Annotated in this window: 19 protein-coding genes and 1 pseudogene; 13 read left to right on the forward strand and 7 right to left on the reverse strand. The window is 57.4% G+C overall.

Annotated features, from left to right (window positions below; translation table 11 throughout):
• The coding region (locus ABIB06_RS12125; protein WP_354047323.1) for a hypothetical protein at positions 1 to 213 on the forward strand (213 nt) is incomplete at its 5' end.
• Here ABIB06_RS12125 and ABIB06_RS12130 read toward each other — a convergent pair.
• Positions 210 to 1,079, reverse strand: coding sequence for a nucleotidyl transferase AbiEii/AbiGii toxin family protein (locus tag ABIB06_RS12130; RefSeq protein WP_354047321.1), 870 nt, complete (start codon positions 1,077 to 1,079; stop codon positions 210 to 212). The genes ABIB06_RS12125 and ABIB06_RS12130 overlap by 4 nt on opposite strands.
• Entirely contained in the window at positions 1,072 to 1,659 is a 588-nt protein-coding gene (locus ABIB06_RS12135) for a type IV toxin-antitoxin system AbiEi family antitoxin domain-containing protein (protein WP_354047320.1), read from the reverse strand. The genes ABIB06_RS12130 and ABIB06_RS12135 overlap by 8 nt, the downstream gene beginning before the upstream one ends.
• Positions 1,660 to 1,982: 323 nt before the next feature.
• Between ABIB06_RS12135 and ABIB06_RS12140 the strand changes: the two genes are divergently transcribed.
• The 11 genes from ABIB06_RS12140 (at position 1,983) to tnpB (ending at position 11,389) form a co-directional block, all read left to right on the forward strand.
• Positions 1,983 to 2,885 carry a hypothetical protein gene (locus tag ABIB06_RS12140; RefSeq protein ID WP_354068733.1) on the forward strand — a complete coding sequence of 301 codons (903 nt, stop codon included), beginning with the start codon at positions 1,983 to 1,985 and terminating at the stop codon, positions 2,883 to 2,885.
• 22 nt (positions 2,886 to 2,907) lie between these two features.
• Positions 2,908 to 3,468: a hypothetical protein gene (locus ABIB06_RS12145; protein ID WP_354047317.1), complete on the forward strand. Its 561-nt coding sequence runs from the start codon at positions 2,908 to 2,910 to the stop codon at positions 3,466 to 3,468.
• An 80-nt stretch (positions 3,469 to 3,548) separates the two neighbouring features.
• Positions 3,549 to 3,722 (forward strand): hypothetical protein, encoded by a 174-nt coding sequence (locus ABIB06_RS12150; protein ID WP_354047315.1) that lies wholly within the window; start codon positions 3,549 to 3,551, stop codon positions 3,720 to 3,722.
• A gap of 8 nt (positions 3,723 to 3,730) precedes the next feature.
• Entirely contained in the window at positions 3,731 to 4,111 is a 381-nt protein-coding gene (locus ABIB06_RS12155; protein WP_354047313.1) for a ubiquitin-conjugating enzyme E2 variant, read from the forward strand.
• Positions 4,112 to 4,155: 44 nt separating this feature from the next.
• The gene (locus ABIB06_RS12160; protein ID WP_354047311.1) at positions 4,156 to 5,007 is read left to right on the forward strand and encodes a HesA/MoeB/ThiF family protein; all 852 of its coding nucleotides are present in this window, start codon (positions 4,156 to 4,158) and stop codon (positions 5,005 to 5,007) included.
• Positions 4,997 to 5,905 (forward strand): hypothetical protein, encoded by a 909-nt coding sequence (locus tag ABIB06_RS12165; RefSeq protein ID WP_354068737.1) that lies wholly within the window; start codon positions 4,997 to 4,999, stop codon positions 5,903 to 5,905. The genes ABIB06_RS12160 and ABIB06_RS12165 overlap by 11 nt, the downstream gene beginning before the upstream one ends.
• Positions 5,902 to 6,762, forward strand: coding sequence for a ComEC/Rec2 family competence protein (locus ABIB06_RS12170; RefSeq protein WP_354047307.1), 861 nt, complete (start codon positions 5,902 to 5,904; stop codon positions 6,760 to 6,762). The genes ABIB06_RS12165 and ABIB06_RS12170 overlap by 4 nt, the downstream gene beginning before the upstream one ends.
• A gap of 10 nt (positions 6,763 to 6,772) precedes the next feature.
• On the forward strand, positions 6,773 to 7,984 hold the full coding sequence (locus ABIB06_RS12175) for a patatin-like phospholipase family protein (RefSeq protein ID WP_354047305.1): 1,212 nt from the start codon (positions 6,773 to 6,775) through the stop codon (positions 7,982 to 7,984).
• Positions 7,985 to 9,019: 1,035 nt separating this feature from the next.
• Positions 9,020 to 10,315 carry a tyrosine-type recombinase/integrase gene (locus ABIB06_RS12180; RefSeq protein ID WP_354047303.1) on the forward strand — a complete coding sequence of 432 codons (1,296 nt, stop codon included), beginning with the start codon at positions 9,020 to 9,022 and terminating at the stop codon, positions 10,313 to 10,315.
• A 661-nt stretch (positions 10,316 to 10,976) separates the two neighbouring features.
• Positions 10,977 to 11,147, forward strand: a complete 171-nt coding sequence (locus tag ABIB06_RS12190) for a hypothetical protein (protein ID WP_354047349.1) — start codon at positions 10,977 to 10,979, stop codon at positions 11,145 to 11,147.
• On the forward strand, positions 11,144 to 11,389 hold the full coding sequence (gene tnpB, locus ABIB06_RS12195) for an IS66 family insertion sequence element accessory protein TnpB (protein ID WP_354047301.1): 246 nt from the start codon (positions 11,144 to 11,146) through the stop codon (positions 11,387 to 11,389). Before ABIB06_RS12190 ends, tnpB begins: the two co-directional genes overlap by 4 nt.
• Here tnpB and ABIB06_RS12200 read toward each other — a convergent pair.
• A complete protein-coding gene (locus tag ABIB06_RS12200) occupies positions 11,360 to 11,791 on the reverse strand; it encodes a hypothetical protein (protein WP_354125593.1) in 432 nt (143 codons plus the stop codon). The genes tnpB and ABIB06_RS12200 overlap by 30 nt on opposite strands.
• Positions 11,754 to 12,275: a transposase gene (locus tag ABIB06_RS12205; RefSeq protein WP_354047299.1), complete on the reverse strand. Its 522-nt coding sequence runs from the start codon at positions 12,273 to 12,275 to the stop codon at positions 11,754 to 11,756. Before ABIB06_RS12205 ends, ABIB06_RS12200 begins: the two co-directional genes overlap by 38 nt.
• Here ABIB06_RS12205 and ABIB06_RS12210 point away from each other — a divergent pair.
• Positions 12,266 to 13,135: pseudogene (locus tag ABIB06_RS12210) on the forward strand (IS110 family RNA-guided transposase); the annotation flags it as partial. The gene ABIB06_RS12205 and the pseudogene ABIB06_RS12210 sit on opposite strands and share 10 nt — an antisense overlap.
• A 645-nt stretch (positions 13,136 to 13,780) precedes the next feature.
• Here the strand turns inward: ABIB06_RS12210 and ABIB06_RS12215 are convergent.
• The 3 genes from ABIB06_RS12215 to ABIB06_RS12225 all read right to left on the reverse strand — a co-directional run bounded on the left by ABIB06_RS12215 (position 13,781) and on the right by ABIB06_RS12225 (position 17,426).
• Positions 13,781 to 15,217 (reverse strand): NAD-dependent succinate-semialdehyde dehydrogenase, encoded by a 1,437-nt coding sequence (locus ABIB06_RS12215; RefSeq protein ID WP_354047297.1) that lies wholly within the window; start codon positions 15,215 to 15,217, stop codon positions 13,781 to 13,783.
• Positions 15,218 to 15,267: 50 nt separating this feature from the next.
• Complete coding sequence (locus ABIB06_RS12220) at positions 15,268 to 15,807, reverse strand: flavin reductase family protein (protein WP_354047295.1); 540 nt, start codon at positions 15,805 to 15,807, stop codon at positions 15,268 to 15,270.
• Between the two features lie 95 nt (positions 15,808 to 15,902).
• The gene (locus ABIB06_RS12225; protein ID WP_354047293.1) at positions 15,903 to 17,426 is read right to left on the reverse strand and encodes a 4-hydroxyphenylacetate 3-hydroxylase family protein; all 1,524 of its coding nucleotides are present in this window, start codon (positions 17,424 to 17,426) and stop codon (positions 15,903 to 15,905) included.
• Positions 17,427 to 17,491 lie beyond the last annotated feature (65 nt).

Genomic DNA, 17,491 nt, shown 5'->3' on the forward strand with positions numbered 1-17,491 from the left:
ACCGACGGTTCTTTCCTCTTGCTGCCACAGGTCATCCTCGAAATGAGCCTGTCACCGCAATTACCGTGTCTCATTCCAGGGGTGCAGTCCAGTGCCGTCTTTGTCTTTCCAGAGTTCGGACAGACCGCGTGGCCACCAGTGATGGAGAGCGGACTTAAGAGGCTTCCCATTCATGCCGACGGTTCTGGTCTTTCCGACCATGGCAAATCCTAGCCTTGGAGTTTCCGTGCTGCTTCCGCGTGTGGCATCAGGAACGCAGCGAGCCTCTCGACGACGCCCTTTATAGCACCCGGATCGATCGCGACGTCCTGGATGAAAGCTGTCCATTGCTGGATCTTGGTCGGGTCGTTCGCGAAAGTCTCGCTGAGTGCGTCTGGCCGCTCAGTTGGAATTTGTGTCTTCCTGCGGTCGAACGTAGCGCGTATTGCGCGAGCGAGCCGGTCACCCTTGAATTCATAGGTGCGAGCCAGCACCCAGATATCGTAAAAGTCTTTCAAACGCGTATTGGCGAGGCCAAGATGGACCATCGCCTGGAATTTCTCCGCGATGACCGTCTCCGGCGGATAGGCTCGCAGCTTGGGAGCCGGTTGATCGAGCAACGGCAGAAGTTCGATTTCATTGAGTCCAGGCTCGGTCGCGTCGCCATATCCGATATCGACGACGATACGCACGCGAGCCCCATCAATCGTCGCGTAGCATTTGAGGCGGAGCCCGCTATATCCTGAATCGTCGCGAATCGTGTCAACCTCGAGTGTGCCGATATCGAACGTCACGCCATCGTCGGCTTGGATGGAACCAATTTCCCTGAAAAAGCCGAGGGTAAGCTGCGGATCGCTCTCGCCAAATCCAAGCAGATCAAGATCCCGGGTCGGCCGGTGCGGGTCGTCGAGCCATTGGCGCAGCAGTATCGCGCCTTTGAGGACGAACTTGTCCTTGTACTTGCTGATGCTGAGCCGGTAGAGCAATCTTTCAAGCGCATACTGCGTGAGCAGGAGATCGAACGGCTCGTTCCGCTCTTTCGCAAGGTTGAGCAGACGGGCGCGGACCGAAGCCGCGACATTCTTCAGCGGCTTACGCATTGACAGTCAGCGTCTCAAGGCGCGGCTGAACGACTTTTTCCCATATGCCGGCCTCGACTGCGTACTTTGCGATTTCGGACGGTGTCGCCTTGCGTAGCCTGAGCGCGTCTTTCATCGCTTGCGTGGCATGTGCGAGACCTGCGGGCGCGTTGTAGAAAGCCTTCTGACGTTGGCCGCTCTTGAAGAGATCAACGATCGTCTTGGCCGGCACATAGATCGGTACTGAGACCCCTTCGATGGGGTGACGCTCAATGCCCTTGTCGAACTCCTTGGGACCAATTCGCGCGATCTCAATACGGGGGTTCGTGATCTTGGGTCGCCAGTCGCGCGGGCCAATCGCCATCCACACATAGGGAGGGATACGGTCTGTCAGTTCATGAAAGGCGAGCGCGGAGTCGTAGCAGATGACGCCGTTGGGAATGAGTTTCGCGGCAACGGCGAGTGAGTGGTTGCCATCCAGCAGGGCATCAGGGAGCTGGTAAAGGCCGCGACTGAGTTGATTGACCGCAGCCTTTTGCTCCATTCTGGAAATGGTTGCGGCCGTGATTCCTTCCTCGAGGAATTCGGAAAGCCGCATCATTCCCCGCTTCTGGAGAAGCGAGATCGCCCTATCCTCTTGGCGCTGCGGTTCCTTTCTCATGGAACCTATATGATACAAAACCTTGCAAATGTCAAGATATTGCGCAATGATATGTATCTTTTACTCTCCTATCTGTTTGAAACTAATGGAGTTTATTTTATTCTCTGGCTAGGTAGTTTATCTTGCCGGATCGGGGCTCCTCATAGACAACATGATCCAAAAGCCGCCGGGTACGGCAAGGCTTCGCAGGTTTAATAAAACAATTGTTCCCGTTATGATTGTTAGCTTTTAGCGAATCGACGAGGCCCGCGGTGCAATGCGTTGTGAGTTTTCCGGCACGTTGGATTAATATCTCTTCATTTGAAGGTGCATTGCGCCATTCGAGCGGACCTCACGAGCCAGGAACGTACAGTGTCGTCTTTGATTTTCCCGTCGGCTGCAAGATTATGGTCGACGCCGCGATACGGTTGCTGTCGCTTGCCCATCAACTCGCCTCGACGACGCGGCGTGTCTGTCTGAACTTCGAAGAAGGCGAAGCGGGCACGATGGGCTACCTCAATCGGATGGGCTTTTTTGACCATCTCTCCGACCAGGTGGAGGTCATCCCCGCCTGGCCAGATTACTCGGCAGCTCAGATACATCGGGGTGGCAATAAAGCGCTCGTCGAAATCGCCCGAATCAACAAGGATGAACGCGACAACGATCTGCCGACCCGATTGACGAACGCGCTTATGGTGTCGTGCCGCGATCGGGAGGATTCGTCCGCGCTCGAAGGAGCGGCATGGACTATCTTCGCCGAGCTTATCGACAACATTTTTGCTCACAGCGACACCCAACTGGATGGGTATGCGGCACTTCAAGTATATTCAGCAGGGAATCGTTTGTCGGTAGCAGTGTCGGACAGCGGCCTCGGCATTATGAATACGTTGCGCCCTTCCCTCAGGACCGAGTTTCCTCGACTTTCCGAGCTATCCGATATGGACTTGCTCGTCGAGATATTTCGGCAAGGCGTTTCGCGTCACGGAACCGACCGAGGTTGCGGCTTGAAAGGCTGCGCGGGAAAGGCGATCAAGTTCAGTGCAAACCTTGATGTACGGCTGCCGCGACAACGCGTGCTTCTGACGCCGGCCCAGGGAACGTACCTGCCGAATACAGCTCACTGCTATGACGGACTGCCGCTGATGTGGGGCACCCACATCGCCTTTGCTTTCGGTCTCGGGGCTTGACCGTACGGCAAAATCTGGTTAAATGAAGCCAATGAACGAGGAACCACGGGTGCTTGAGCTACGCGGCGTCATGGACAAAGCGGAAGGCTGGGGGCGCGGCCAAGGCCGCGAAGTGTATCAGCGTTTGCTCAAGGCAGTCGAAGATACCCCGGGAGTGTTGATTTTCAGGGTTTCGATGCGGGGCGTAAGCCGGCTGGACATCTCATTTTCGTCGGAGACGATTATTGAGCTTGCCCGACGGTTTCGTGGAAGGAAGGGCTTTTGCCTCATTGATCTGACCGACCGCGACCTGATCGAGAATTTGGATGCTGCAGCGGAGAAGAAGGAGCAGCCTATTCTGGTTTGGCACGGGAAGTCGGCCGACTTGATTGGAGCCACGCCAACCGAAGGAACGCGCGAGGCGTTTGGCTTCGCGATGGGGAGGAGTGAGTGCCGGGCCGCCGAATTCGCTCAGACCCGCGGGCTCTCGATTGCCAACGCGAGCTCGAAGTTTAAGCAGCTTTGGGAGCAGGGATTCCTTCTTCGACGTGAAGCGGCTGCTGAGTCCGGCGGGGTTGAGTATGTGTACCAGCGAATAGGGTAAAATTTTTTACAACCTGATTAACTGGATTAATTGAACGAGACTGGACGAGAATAAGCGGATCGAACGAGGAAACTTGAAGAATGAGCACATCTTCGAAGATCGACGAGTTGGAGCGTCTCCTCAACAGTGAGGAAGACATTCCCATGCAGATCTTGCCGAACGGCGAGATCCGGCGCGTCGGCACGGCGACGGCAGGCGACATCGGCAACAAAAAGCCCCTCACCATGAAGGAAGACCTCGGCGGGGAATATTGAGGATCGAGATGGACAAGACGCGGATCTACCGGGAATTTGCCGAAGCCGAGCGAACCTTCGCGCTGCTCGAGCTACGCTCGGCGGCAGATGGGACGCCGTACGTGCGGGTCGCACTACAGACGACCAATAAAAAGCAATACGTATCGTCGATCCGATTTCCCGATAGCTATCCGAATGCAATGCCACGCGTCTACATCGACGCACCGGTCATTAGCTACGCGCCCCATCGCTATACGGATGGAAACATTTGCTACATGCACCATGCAATGTGGAATCCCGGCGCGCACCATCTGACCTTTGTCATCGGCCGAGCGGCGAAATGGTTGAACAAATACGAAGTGTGGCTCAACAACGGAGGCGTCTGGCCTGGCGCCGAATTGCAGCACTAGAGGACAGCAACGACGAGTGAGCGGCCTGGAAGGAACGAAGCGTTATGACTGATCGCACTTTCGAGAGGATTGAAGCGCTTTTCGACATCGCGAGTTTCGCGGACGTCAAAGTGTTGGTTGCCGGCTGCGGTTCGGGAGGCGCCAATGTTGCTCTGCAGCTTGTCATGTCAGGGGTCCGAAACTTTACCCTGATCGACAATGATATCGTCGGGCCCGAGAACGTCATTCGGCATGTCTGCGGTCGCCGCTATATCGGGCAAAAGAAGGTTGATGCCGTTGCGGACGTCCTCCTCGATCGCAACCCCAAGGCAGCAATCACCAAGGTCGACGCCGACATCATGACGTACGCCGGCTTGGGCGACGCGATTGCGAGTTCGGACGTCGTGGTACTTGCCACGGACAATGAGCCATCGCGCTACACTATCAACGAGATGTGCGTTCAACGCCGGGTCCCATTCGTGGTCGGCAAGGTGTTCACGCGCGGCATCGGAGGTGAAGTCTTCGCCTATCGTCCGGGTGGTCCTTGCCTCGCATGTCTTGAAGCGGCCCTGCAGCGCACACCCTTCCGAAAGGGGATCAAAGAAATCGAGCTCGTCAGTGAAGAAGAGCGCGAAAAAGTCTACGGGATGGAAATCGCCGAAATTAAAGACTCGCCTGGACTGACGGTCGATATCACCTTCATCACTGCATTTCATACGCGCTACGCGCTGGACGCTATTGCTCGGCGTGTTCCTGAACGTCCGAAATTTCTCGACCCCATCGATGAGAATTATCTCATCTGGGGCAATCGACCTGTTCATCCATTCAACAAGCACTTTCAACTGCAGCGTATCTCGCTGAGCCAGCAGGAGCAGTGCGCGGTCTGTGCTTCAGGGAGTGTCCCCCATGCTGTTTAAGTCGAAGAAGTCAACGATTGCGATCTCTATCGCGCGCGGCGTCCTGGACTCGATTTTTGACGAATGCGATCGGTGCGACGCTGACGAAACCGGCGGTCGTCTGCTCGGTACCTACCGTCAAAACAAGAACCATCTTGATATTGAGGTCAAGGGAGTCCTGGAGCCAGGTCCGAACGCACAACGTACGCCAACGTTTTTCATGCAGGACGGCGACTATCAGGAAAAGTTGTTCCGGGAGATCGAGGCCGCGCACCCCGATGTCGAGCATCTTGGCAATTGGCACACGCATCACGTCAACGGCTTGCAAACATTGAGCGGCGGCGACAAGGCGACCTACAATCGGGTCGTCAATCATGACAAGCACAATACCGACTTCTTCTATGCGCTGCTGGTCGTCAAAAAGAACCGCAGCCATCCCCGCTACACAGTGAAGCACTTCATCTTCCGTCGCGGCGACGAAAATTTCTATGAAGTGCCCCATAGCGACGTTCAGCTCGTCGACGTGCCGCTGTTGCGGCCCGCCAACCACGCCGCACCCGTGAGGGAGCGATCGAACGCACCACAGACAGCGGCCAACCCTGAACGGGTCAAAGACCAGGATTTCTTTTCAGACTTCTACCCGGGGATGAAGGTACTTCTCGCCAAGGAGATGAACGCACCCTATTGGAAAGGCTCGTTGCCGCTGGTGGATGGTTCGCGGGCCGATATCGTGGCCGTCGAAGATCCCGAAGATGCGACGAGATCCTATTCCATCGTCAGCTCCTGTAAGAATCCGATGTTGGCAGAGACGCTGGCGAAATATCGGGCTCGCAAATTTCCGTCCGCACGACACGCCGTCATTAATTTGGAGCGTGACCTAAATCAGTCACTTTATCAGGGCCGCGGGGGCAAGGGATGAACATCGTTACGGTGAATGTCGGCCAAGGCGCCCTTGCAATTGTGCGCCATCAAGGGGAGGCCATCATTGTTGATTGCCAGGTCCCGGCATCGGGGGACGACACCGTGGCCTCCGTCAAGCAAATGATGGCTCTGGCGCTCAAAAATCATCGTGTCAGAGGTTTGATCCTGACGGGATTTGACAGCGACCACAGCGAGATTGTCGGCGCGTCGATCGTGCTGCGCAAGTATCGACCTGACTGGATTATGTACCCCAGTTATTACAAGGATACAGCCGAGGCCAAACGGGTGTTTGCCCTCATCGCGAGTGAGGTGAAGGCCCGGCGGGATACGAACAATCCCCTCACCCGCATCGGGGTTCGGCTTGATCGGCTTGCGAGCCGCACTCTTACCGGTCTCTCGGACAAATTCGATTTCGAGCTGTTCTCGCCGCACACCGAGGACATGGATTCGTCCAACAACTGCAGCATCGTGCTCAAGTTGACTGGCAGAGGATCGGGTGGATTTTCCTACCTGATTACGGGCGATACCGAGAACCCGCGATGGGACACTATCAGCAGGCTTTTTGGCAGCGCCCTGAAATCTCACGTTCTTGCGGCGCCCCACCATGGATCGAGGAACGCAACCCATCCTAAGTCGCTGCTCGACATCGCCCCCCATACTATTCTGATCAGCGCGGGCGTGGAGAGCCAGTATGGACATCCGCACTCTCAAGCATTGCAGGTGTACGCGCGAGTGGCCAAGCACGTCTTTTCAACCCACATGGAAGGTGGGGTCTCGCTGCTCACACAGCCCGGCCAAACGGAGATCACGACGACGTTGATCCGGCCCATGGGCGCTCAAGCCGACGTTGCCTGACCAGGTGGGTATGGAAGACGCGACGAAACCAAAGATCGGGCTAGCTCTCTCGGGCGGCGGCTCGCGCGCGATAGCATTCCACCTTGGATGCTTGCGCGCGCTCGATAATTTAGGGCTACTGGACCAGATTGCCATCGTGTCGACGGTGTCGGGTGGCAGCGTTATTGGTGCTTATTTTCATGCGCACCGCGGCGATTTCCCTTCCTTTGAGATGAAAATCCGAAACCTTCTAGCGGAAGGTCTCGTAAAGCGCATGTGCCGTAAGCTGTTGAGCCCGCTTGGGTTCAAACTTATGGCGGCGTCGCTGCTAATCGGTGCCGTGGCACTTGGCACTTTGCTCGTCCGTATTGCCGTTGCCGCCTGCCGCCTATTAGCTCTCCAGTCGCTTAGAAAGAAGTTCGAGCGATTTGACATCAGATCGCCGCTTCATCGCTTTGTAAGCCGAACCAACCTTCTCGAAGCGGTGCTCGATGACGTTCTCTTTGATGGAGCAGCGTTGAGCGACCTTCCTGCCCAACCTCATTTGGTGATCAATGCTTCTGAGCTGAGGACGGGTTCGGCTTTCCGATTTGGAACTATTGAATCGGGGAGCTGGCGCTGGGGCACGGTGCGCAATAACCAAGTTTCGGTTGCGCACGCGGTCGCCGCATCGGCGGCCTATCCCTTGTTTCTCCCGGCCCTAGATGAAACTTTTGCGTTCAACAGAGACGGCGCGATCAGTCAAGCTCGCGTCATCCTGACCGATGGCGGGATCTACGACAATCTTGGCCTTGGCTGTCTCTGGCCGGACCGGTCGCGTGATGTCAGCCTGAATATCGTTTCCGTCGATACAATTATTTGCTGCTCTGCAGGCTATGGCTTACGCCAAGAACCGCCAAGCCAATTCCTTCCGGCGCGCATGTTGAGCGTTTTCAGCACATTATTTGACCGAGCCCAGAATGCGTCGATTCATCGGCTTCACGACGCGCAGCGTTTCGGACTGATCAAAAATTTCATCTTTCCATATCTCGGGCAACTCGATCGCCAATTGCCCAACCCTCCCCCGGATTTGGTTCGCCGGGAGGAAACTCATTCGTATCCTACGAACTTCAACGCAATGCCGGTCGACTGGATAGATCTACTAAGCCGGCGAGGCGAGCAGCTCACAATCTGTCTGGCGCGCGCGTACTTGCCGCATCTCCTCAATGATCCGCCAAAATTGATCCGCGCTCAAACTGCCTAGGAGCGTGCCATGCTGCGTGGAGTCGCCGACAGGATTTGAGAGTCATGTCAAAGTTGTGAGTCCAAACGGCGCGCCTCAACCGCACCCGGATGCGATCTAACGTCAACTTCCGTATCAGGCGACGAATGAAATCCGTGGCGCCTAAACCCATGCGGCCGAATTCTGGCAAGAGCGCCGTGCTGTTGATGTGGTGGTGGGAGCACGGTCGTGTCATCAAATGAGTGCCTGAGGAAATGCGCGTTCAAAGTGGTGTTGCTCCCTAAAATCGCGCGTCCATTAGTTCGACATGTTGGTGTCAATGAGCGCCAAAAGCGAGCGCACCACTACTAGTCGCCGACGTCCGATCGTTGTCGTGACGATACGCCCAGTTCCTATCAACTCGTAAAGTTTCGTGCGTCCCAAGCCAGTCACTTCGCATGCATCGACAATCGTGCAGGTGAGCCGCTGGGCGAATGGCATCGTGCTCGGTTCTGTGGCATTCGGAGCGGATAGACTGACTTGTGACTGCCGTCCGCCAGTTTTCTCTCGTCGATTGTGTCTCACGTGGACCTCATATTCGCAGAAACTCGACGGGACAAGAGTTGATCGTGCGACGAGCAACGTCAATGCGAACAGGCGAGGGCGCTCGCGTACGACAGCGCACGTCAGCGGCGGTTTGAATATTTCTGGACATCAAGGAGCGACGCGAAAATTTTTCGCGAATGCGCCAGCCACAGTGAGGCATCGCGCCGAGGCTATTTGGCGAATGTCGGCAGCAAATTCCGCAAGCGTTCGCCGCTGATCACCAGCGTCTTATTCAACCATTATTCAACGAACTCGGCCGATGGCTACCTAAGTGCCTGAGTTTGCTGGCGCTCCCTAGGGGAATCGAACCCCTGTTTCAGCCTTGAGAGAATTGCATCGCGCACCTTGGCGAACGTCGGCGAACAAGGATAAGCCTTTGATTTCAATTGCTTAGTTCGTACCCGTTTGGTACTGTTCGTGACCATCTTCGACCGCCTGTTGAAGAAAACTTGAAGAAATGGGGAACGGCAGTTGGCACGCGCGGCGCGGCATTCTTCACTTGAAACCCGTACGGCTCGTGCGCGGTTACCGGCGCGTCGGACGCCCTATTTTGCAAAGATCGCGAAGGGACTGCGTCTTGGTTATTACCGCGGCGCAAGTTCGGGATCGTGGGTTGCAAGTTTTTATCGAGGCACAAAGGGCTATGAGACGAAGGCGATTGGTCCAGCCGACGACACCATTGACGCTGATGGCGTCACGGTCTTCGACTTTTGGCAGGCGCAGGATCAATCTCGAATTTGGGCGGAGCAGCGACGCCTGGTCGCGGCGGGAATTGTTCGGACCGGACCGTACAAGGTTGAGCATGCCGTCAACGACTATCTGTCGGAGATAGCCGCCGAAAAGAAGCCCGCTGCCGTCAAGGGGGCAAAATACGTCTTCGATGCTTGGATTCTGCCCGACCTGGCGCCGCTTCTCGTCGATGAGTTGACGACTGAAAAGTTGACTCGGTGGCGTAACAAGATTGCAACCGCCCCCAAGCGCTTGCGAACTAGGCGCGGCGCCCACAAGCCGGCCACGCGAGAAACTCCTGATGACGAGGACGCCCGCCGCGCTCGCAAGGCAACCGCCAATCGCATTCTCACGTTCCTCAAGGCGGCGCTTAACCGAGCTTTTTATGCCGACCGCGTATCGTCCGATACCGCTTGGCGGAAAGTGAAGCCGTTCAAGAAGGTTGACGAGGCGGTCGTTCGTTACCTCGCTCTGGCTGATATTCGTCGCCTGGTTGATGCTTGTCCTCACGACTTTCGGAAAATAGTCGAAGCGGCTTTGCATACCGGATGTCGCTATGCAGAACTCGGTCGCCTCAAGCGCGAAGACTACAACGATGATAGCGGCACGCTATCTGTCAGGTTAAGCAAAGGAAAAAACCGGCACGTCGTTCTGGCGGAAGAAGGAAAGATTGCCTTCCGGCAATGGATAACAAACGTTGTCTTTGGCGAGCATATCTTTTTGAGGGGCGATGGAAAGCCGTGGGGGACCTCTCACCAACAGCGACCGCTTGATGAAGCAAGTGATCTGGCTGGGATAACTCCCGCGGTGAATTTTCACATCCTACGACATACTCACGCATCCTATCTCGCGATGGCTGGCGTGCCCATGGCGGTGATCGCGCGGCAACTTGGCCATGCAGATACGCGAATGACGGAAAAGCACTACGCGCACCTCGCCCCGAGTTATGTTGCTCAAACAATCCGCGAAAACTTCCCGGCTCTCGGCCTCACGCTTCCCTCGACGCCGGTCATCGCATTTCGAAAGCTCACGGCGTAATTCAAGAACGGACGCTTCGGATACCTGAGACCCCTGCGTCCCGAACGTAAGAAGCGGTCGAAAAGATCAACAAAAACAATGAAGTTCGTTGAGGATAGGCCACCTTTATCGCCGTTTGTTCACGGGGTTTCGGTGGTCAACCGGTAGTCAGCAGCGTTGCCTCCCCTTATCGATAAAAGACGGAACACCGGCTGATTCAGAGGCTGACGCTCATGTTACGATTCCTGCGCCTTACCGGAAATTTCATGGTTTTAAGCCTGCTGAAACCAATGCGTTATTTGCGGATTGTAAATCGCAACTCGCCGCCAATCGTGGCGCTATTAAACTGTCGGTCGGTCCAATCCATCGTAAGCGTCGTTCCGCTCGCACCTTTTCGGGGCTAGGCGAGTTTTACGATCTCTTTGAAGGGATCGGCTTGTGTCTATGTTTGACCATACGCTTAAGTCGGATGTAGCGGCGCGCCGGCTGGAAGTGATCACGGAGACGGGACGACGTCGTTGGTTCTCCAAGGACGACAAGGCCGGGATTGTCGAGGAGTTCCGAGATTGCCCGGCGACACGGGCTGACCCCCCAACAAGTGTTCACTTGGCGTCGGAAAGCGCGCCGGCAGCCGGCGCCGATGGCTAACGATCCGCAGTTTGTACCTGCGGTGGTAGACCCCATGGCGCCAGTCGTGGTTGCGGGCCGTGAGCGCAAGACAGCGCGACGGAAGGCCAAGCCGGATGTTGGGGGCATCGAGATCGAAGCCGAAGGCGTCACGATCCGGGTCGGCCAAGGCGCGGACGTGGCGATGATTGCGGCCATCGTCCATGCGCTGAAGGCAAGCCGGTGATCGGCCCGTCAGGCACTGTCCGGGTGATGGTGGCAACCAAGCCAGTCGACTTCCGCAAGGGGATGGAAGGGCCCGCTATGTTGGTACGCGAGCACATAAAGGCCGATCCGTTCTCGGGTGCTGTTTATGTGTTCCGTGCCAAGCGTGCGGACCGGATCAAGCTGATCTTCTGGGATGGAACGGGTTTGTGCCTGTTCGCCAACTACGTGCATTCATACTACATCTCCTTCAGCTTCAGTTGAGGGTTTTAGCACCATGGCCGTCTTGAGGGCGGCGGCTCGATCGAAGCCGATTCCATCGACTGCACTGCTTGCGCGGCAGATTCGATGCGAGGCCTCGTACAGGTAATAGTGCGCATTGTAGGCATGCTTGGTGAGGAGTCCATGTTCAGCCCACCTGGCGAGGGTCGTTTCGTGGATATTGAGGCGCGCAGCGGCTTCCCGTTTTGTCAGCATTCCGCGATCTCGCACTCGGTCATAGCGCGAGCGCAGGCGGTAGCGCTGGACGAGATACGCGACCCGCAAAGCCGTGAAGCGGGCATGGTGGCGGCCCCGCCGCGCTGATCCTCCTGGGCGATATCCTTGCTGGTTGAGGAGTTCGGCGATCTCAGAATCGATGTGTTTGTCGAGGAGCTTGTCGACCAATTCGACGATACCGGGCGGCGTCTTTACCTGTTGCGCGGATGATTTTGGGCTCATGATGGCGAGCGTTTGGATTTTGCCGCCCTTGAAGCGGACGTGAATCGACATCCTCAATGATGTTGGCGAGCAGCCGTTTGCGTTCACGATCCGGCGTATCTGGATCTGCCCAAAGCTTACTGAAATCTACCGTCATCGCGATCAGCCGCTCGCGGATGGCTTCATCGAGGACGAGTTGATCCTGCTCTCGAGCGCGCTCTCGATCTTCGCGGGCTTTGGCCAACACGCGTAGCTTGTCGTTCCATTCACCTTCGAGCGTGTCGGCGACGAGACGATTATTGGGGTCGACCATCATGAAGCGGCGCTGGGCGAGATCCGCTTCGATTTGGGCCCGTTCGATCGAGCGACGGCGCAGCCGGTCTGCTTCCTCATACCTGGCTTCGATATCCCTCCGGATCTCGAGCGTCAACTCGACAGCGGCTGGCGCCATCGCTGATTCCGAAGAAGCCGGGCGACCGGGTGAAGACCAATCGGCGCGACGCGCTCAACTTGGCCAAGCTGTTGCGCGCGGGCGAACTGACCGCAGTCTGGGTTCCGGATGCGCGGCACGAGGCGATGCGGGATCTGGTGCGGGCGCGCGAGGCTGCGGTCGACGACCTCAAATCCAAACGCCAGCAGGTTTTGTCGCTGCTGCGGCTCGGCCGGCATTTTACCGGCAAGCGAACCTGGACCAGGGCTCATATGAACTGGCTGGTGAGCCAGAGGCTCGCTCATCGCGAACAGCGTATCGCCTTCGAGGAGATGCTGTTGGCGGTGCGGCAAGCCAATGAGCGCGTGACCCGGCTCGAGCGGGCGATCGCCGCGGCAGTGCCGGACTGGTCGCTTGCGGAGGTGGTGACGGCACTGATGGCCGTACGCGGTCTCGATCTCATTTCAGCTACGATTTTCCTCGCCGAGATCGGCGACCTGTCGCGCTTTACCACCCCGCGCCAATTGATGGCCTATCTTGGCCTGGTGCCCGGCGAAGTTCGACCGGTGACAAGGGGCTGGCGCGGTGGCTTCACCAAGGCCGGCAACCATCGGGCAAGGCGTATTCTGGTGGAGTGCTCCTGGAGCTACCGCCATCCCCCGCGCGTCGGCAAGAAGAAGCTTGCCAAAGTTGAAGCCACACCGCTCGCCGTCCAGGAGATCGCCTGGAAGGCGCGGGCGCGTCTGACCGCGCGCTACCGCGCATTGGCACGGCGCGGCAAGCGGCCGACCCTCGTGCTGACCGCGATTGCGCGTGAACTGTCAGGCTTCATCTGGGCCGTCAGTCGCGCCGTCGGCGCGCCCGCGACGCCGGCGATGTGAGCACATCGACAGGCCCGACAAGGAGCCAGCACCGCGCCACGATCCCGACGAATATCGTGCAACGGCGGGGGCGAAGCCACGGCAGGGGAATTCGCGATGTCGCTTTGTGGCCGATCAGCCGATCGACGCCCGCGCGTAGACAGCGGACAGCCCCGGACGAACTCTCGGAACTGCGATTTAAACCCGCGTATCAGAGCTTGATCACCGACGTCTTCAGGCTTCGCCTCCACCGTTGCACGATCATCACTCCTGTGCTCTCGGGTGAAAATCGCCGGGAGACGACATCTCGCGTTCAAACCACTTGACGAAGGACATCAGAAGCGACTTCGTTGGAAAATCGTCGCCGATTGCAGAGTGCTTTGTTCAGAAGCCACACAGCACAATAATCCTAGTGCACAACAATCCCACTCGCCGCCCGCCTCTACGCGCAATCATGAATGCGCATATTTAGGCAGTGATCGAGCGTGATGTTCGGTCCAAACTTGTGGTCGGCGAGGAATTATTTCACGACTGGCAACGCAGAGGCGCCGTTGCTCTCAGCAGGCAACGGTAACTCGTTCGAATCGCGTCAGGCGCGTTATTCAGAAATAAAAATGCGAATTCATATATTATCGAAATAGCTGTATAGCTTCGGGAGCTTGGGTGTCAGATGCGCGCCTGCGTAATCACCTTCGTGTAGAGGTAGCCTTCAAGCGCTTCCGAGCCCCCTTCACTGCCGAAGCCAGAATCCTTTATGCCGCCGAATGGCAATTCGGGAATTCCCAACCCGTGATGATTGATAGCGACCATGCCAGCCTGAATCCTGGAGCCGATCCGCTCCGTCACATCGGCCGACTGTGTGTAAGCATAGGACGCGAGCCCGAAATCAATGCGGTTGGCTTCGGCCCAAACCTCTTCCTCGTCCGTGAAACTCCGGATCGCGGCGATCGGACCGAACGGCTCGTCGTTCATCACAGTGCAGTCAACCGAAACCTCGGCAAGAACGGTTGGTTCAAAGAAGGCGCCGCGGTTGCCGATGCGCGAGCCGCCCGTGGTCAGCCTGGCACCTTTAGTCTGGGCGTCGCGTACCAGATTTTCCATTACCGGGATGCGCCGCGCGTGCACAAGCGGTCCCATCTGGGTTTCAGGCTCCATGCCGTCGCCCACACGGATCGCCTCGGCACAGGCTGTAAACTTTTCAACGAACTCTTCGTAAACCTTGTTTTGAATCAAGAAACGTGTGGGTGCAACGCACACTTGTCCCGCGTTGCGGAATTTGTTGGCGCAGAGAATTTCAACAGCCTTGCCGACATTTGCATCGTTGAAAACGACTGCCGGCGCATGCCCACCCAACTCCATTGTGAACCGCTTCATGTGCTTGCCGGCAAGGCTCGCAAGGTCCTTGCCGACCGGCGTCGAGCCCGTGAACGAGATTTTGCGGATAACCTCGTGCGGGATAAGATAGGCCGATATTTCCGCCGGCTTGCCCAGTACGTAGCTGAGAACGTCGCTAGGCACGCCCGCGTCTAGGAAAACCCTGATAAGCTCCGCACAAGACGCCGGCGTGTCTTCAGGTCCCTTCAGGATGACGGAGCAACCCGTGCAAAGGGCGGCTGCAAGTTTGCGAACCGCCTGGTTGATAGGGAAATTCCAGGGTGTGAATGCGGCAACCGGGCCAACAGGTTCGCGTACGACCATCTGCGTAACACCGCTACTACGAGCGGGAACGATGCGGCCGTAGGTCCGCCTGCCCTCCTCCGCAAACCAGTCGATGGTGTCGGCGCCGGCAAGAATCTCGATCATGGACTCCGTCCGAGGCTTTCCCTGCTCGAGCGTCATGATGGCGGAGATTTCTGTCGCCCGCGCGCGTAACAGTTCGGCAGCTTTGCGCATGATCTTGCTGCGCTCGAGCGCCGAAACGACCCGCCAATTCTCAAAGCCACGCTGGGCGGCGGCGAGCGCCTCATCTAAGTCAGCGATCGCAGCAATCGGAAACGTGCCGATGTCTTCGCCAGTGCTCGGGTTGGAAACCGGCCCGGACGCGCCGCCGGATGCGGCGCGCCAGCTGCCGGCGATATGTAATTGAACGGTCGGAAACTTCATTGTTGGCTTGCCATTTCTTGAACGTGACGAATTGCAGCGGACCGGCTTAGCTACCAGCCGTGCAGATAGATGGCGTCGTCGGCCGGCGCGTGGCCTTGTTCAGCCGCCAAGTTCCGAAACTTACCGCCGAAGAACAGCAGCGGGTCGTGTGCGGCGTGGAGCGCCTGTTTGTGCGACGTGATGCGACCGAGGAAAATTTCGTGATCGCCGCCGTCGTAGCGCGCATGAGCGTCACATTGGAGGACGGCGATGCTGCCCGCGATGTGAGGCGATAACCCTTCTGGCTCTTCAAATTTGGTGCCCTCCCACTTGTCGTCTTTGGCGCGAGCGAAGCGGTTGGCGACTTCTTCCTGGGCAGCTCCTAGGATATTGACGGCGTACTTCTCCACGGTTTGCCACGCCGGCAGGCTCAATGCATTCCGATGGATGCTGAACAGGATGAGCGGCGGATCGAGCGAGACTGTGTTGAACGAGCTCATCGTCATCCCGATACGTTGCCCGTCGGCCGTTCTCGCGGTGACGATGATGACGCCCGTGGCGAAGTGCCCAAGCAAATTTCTCAGGGTGCGGCTGTCTAATACCGAAGTCATGCCAAGATCCTTGTTTCAGGGCTATGCAGGCTCGGAACGAGAACGCCGCGATGATGAACGCCGCGGCGCCCTCCCCTCTCAAGTCACCCGAATACTCAGGCCGACATCGCAGCGGTGGCGGGATTTCCGTATTTTCCGGCAATGCCCTCAGCCACCTTGCCGGCCCGGGCCCAGTCGTAAGTCCTGTAACTGTGACCGCGGGTGACGAATTGCGCGCCAGCATAGAACATCTCGTACTGGAGATGCCGCGAGGCGAATTCAGATCCGACAGCGTCCCATGTCAGTTTCAGTAGCTTGACGCGTTCCGCGCCCGACATCGAAGGCGAAACCTGCGTCAGCGAGATAATCTTCGACAACTCAGGATTGCGGAAGTCGTCGACCGAGGACGGCAGCATCAGGAGGGAGCCGCCAGCAAGTTCACGGATCGTATTGATGATCTGCGGGTACATTTCCTGCGACTGCACCTGCGCAGCGTACATCAGGTTACGGTTGGGCAAATAATATTCTCCCCGCATGTTGCCGGCGGCTTCCATGCCGTAGACCATCCCTTCGATGAGTGACGCCTGGGATGCAAGTTTCCCGAGGGTTTCGACGACCGGCGGGAAATTGATGGTCCCGATCGTTTTCGCGATGCCCTGCGCCAGGCCAACAAGGAAGCGGAGCTTAACTGAGAGACGGATCTGCGCCTGATAGTTCTGGTAAACGTGCGCCGGCGTGTCATGGAACTGTGCCCGACAGGCGTCTGTATTGCGCAGATGGAACACGCGCTCCCACGGCACCTTCACGTCGTCAAAGAAAACGAGCGCATCGTTCTCGTCATAGCGGTAGGATAGAGGGTTGTCGAACTCACTCGGCGCGTGAGCTTCGAAGGACTTGCGTGAAAGCAACTGTAAGCCCTTAGTGTCCATCGGAAGCGCGCATGAGAACGCGAGGTCTTCCTCGCCGGGCTTCAGCGGCTGCCCGGATGCGACGAATATCTCGTTCGCCATGATCGCGCTGGTCGCAAACAGTTTGGCACCGCGAATCGTGATCCCAGAGGCGTCTTCATCGACGATACGCGCCACCATGTCCTTGGCGTTCACGCCCTGGTCGCCGAACGCCTTCGAACGGTCGCCCTGCACGTTGTTGATGACATAAGTCAAGAAGATGTCATCGCGGCGAGCCTGCTGATACCATGCGCGAAAAGCCTGACCGCGCTTCGAATCGTATTTGTCGAAAACTTCGGCGGCCATATACATGGCCGAGACCGACGAAGCGACGTGGTCCGGAGACCGGCCCATGAAACCGCCGTGCATTTCCGCCCATTCGACCAGGGCCTTACGCCGCTCAACCAGTTGCTCGTAGCTTTTGGGCAGTTCCCAGGCGCGGCTTACGCGGTGTCCGTCGCCCAGATCGAACGTCAGGCGGTCAATATTCTTGAGATCGGCTTGATAGTCGTAGAGCGCGCCCGAGGACGCCGCGGCGTTTTTGTATGCCGGGTGGGTGGTCACGTCGTCGACCTTTTTGCCATCGAGATAGACGGCGCGGCCATCGCGCAAGCTGGCAATATGACTGGCGCCGTCCTTAACGGACGTCTTCACTGATTGAGGGATTGTCTTCGACTGAACGGCTAGGCTCATGGAGAAACTCCGTTGATAGGGAAGCGACGGCGCTTAATTTGACCAATAGCTAATATACAAAGCTA

It is taken from the genome of Bradyrhizobium sp. LB8.2, assembly GCF_040548035.1.
Taxonomy (GTDB): domain Bacteria; phylum Pseudomonadota; class Alphaproteobacteria; order Rhizobiales; family Xanthobacteraceae; genus Bradyrhizobium.

Bases quoted from the DNA above. Each gene is read 5' to 3' on its own strand.
- ABIB06_RS12130 (WP_354047321.1), bottom strand. From the start codon at position 1,079: ATGCGTAAGCCGCTGAAGAATGTCGCGGCTTCGGTCCGCGCCCGTCTG.
- ABIB06_RS12135 (WP_354047320.1), bottom strand. From the start codon at position 1,659: ATGATGCGGCTTTCCGAATTCCTCGAGGAAGGAATCACGGCCGCAACC.
- ABIB06_RS12145 (WP_354047317.1), top strand. From the start codon at position 2,908: ATGAAGCCAATGAACGAGGAACCACGGGTGCTTGAGCTACGCGGCGTC.
- ABIB06_RS12150 (WP_354047315.1), top strand. From the start codon at position 3,549: ATGAGCACATCTTCGAAGATCGACGAGTTGGAGCGTCTCCTCAACAGT.
- ABIB06_RS12155 (WP_354047313.1), top strand. From the start codon at position 3,731: ATGGACAAGACGCGGATCTACCGGGAATTTGCCGAAGCCGAGCGAACC.
- ABIB06_RS12160 (WP_354047311.1), top strand. From the start codon at position 4,156: ATGACTGATCGCACTTTCGAGAGGATTGAAGCGCTTTTCGACATCGCG.
- ABIB06_RS12165 (WP_354068737.1), top strand. From the start codon at position 4,997: ATGCTGTTTAAGTCGAAGAAGTCAACGATTGCGATCTCTATCGCGCGC.
- ABIB06_RS12170 (WP_354047307.1), top strand. From the start codon at position 5,902: ATGAACATCGTTACGGTGAATGTCGGCCAAGGCGCCCTTGCAATTGTG.
- ABIB06_RS12175 (WP_354047305.1), top strand. From the start codon at position 6,773: ATGGAAGACGCGACGAAACCAAAGATCGGGCTAGCTCTCTCGGGCGGC.
- ABIB06_RS12190 (WP_354047349.1), top strand. From the start codon at position 10,977: ATGGCGCCAGTCGTGGTTGCGGGCCGTGAGCGCAAGACAGCGCGACGG.
- ABIB06_RS12205 (WP_354047299.1), bottom strand. From the start codon at position 12,275: ATGGCGCCAGCCGCTGTCGAGTTGACGCTCGAGATCCGGAGGGATATC.
- ABIB06_RS12215 (WP_354047297.1), bottom strand. From the start codon at position 15,217: ATGAAGTTTCCGACCGTTCAATTACATATCGCCGGCAGCTGGCGCGCC.
- ABIB06_RS12220 (WP_354047295.1), bottom strand. From the start codon at position 15,807: ATGACTTCGGTATTAGACAGCCGCACCCTGAGAAATTTGCTTGGGCAC.
- ABIB06_RS12225 (WP_354047293.1), bottom strand. From the start codon at position 17,426: ATGAGCCTAGCCGTTCAGTCGAAGACAATCCCTCAATCAGTGAAGACG.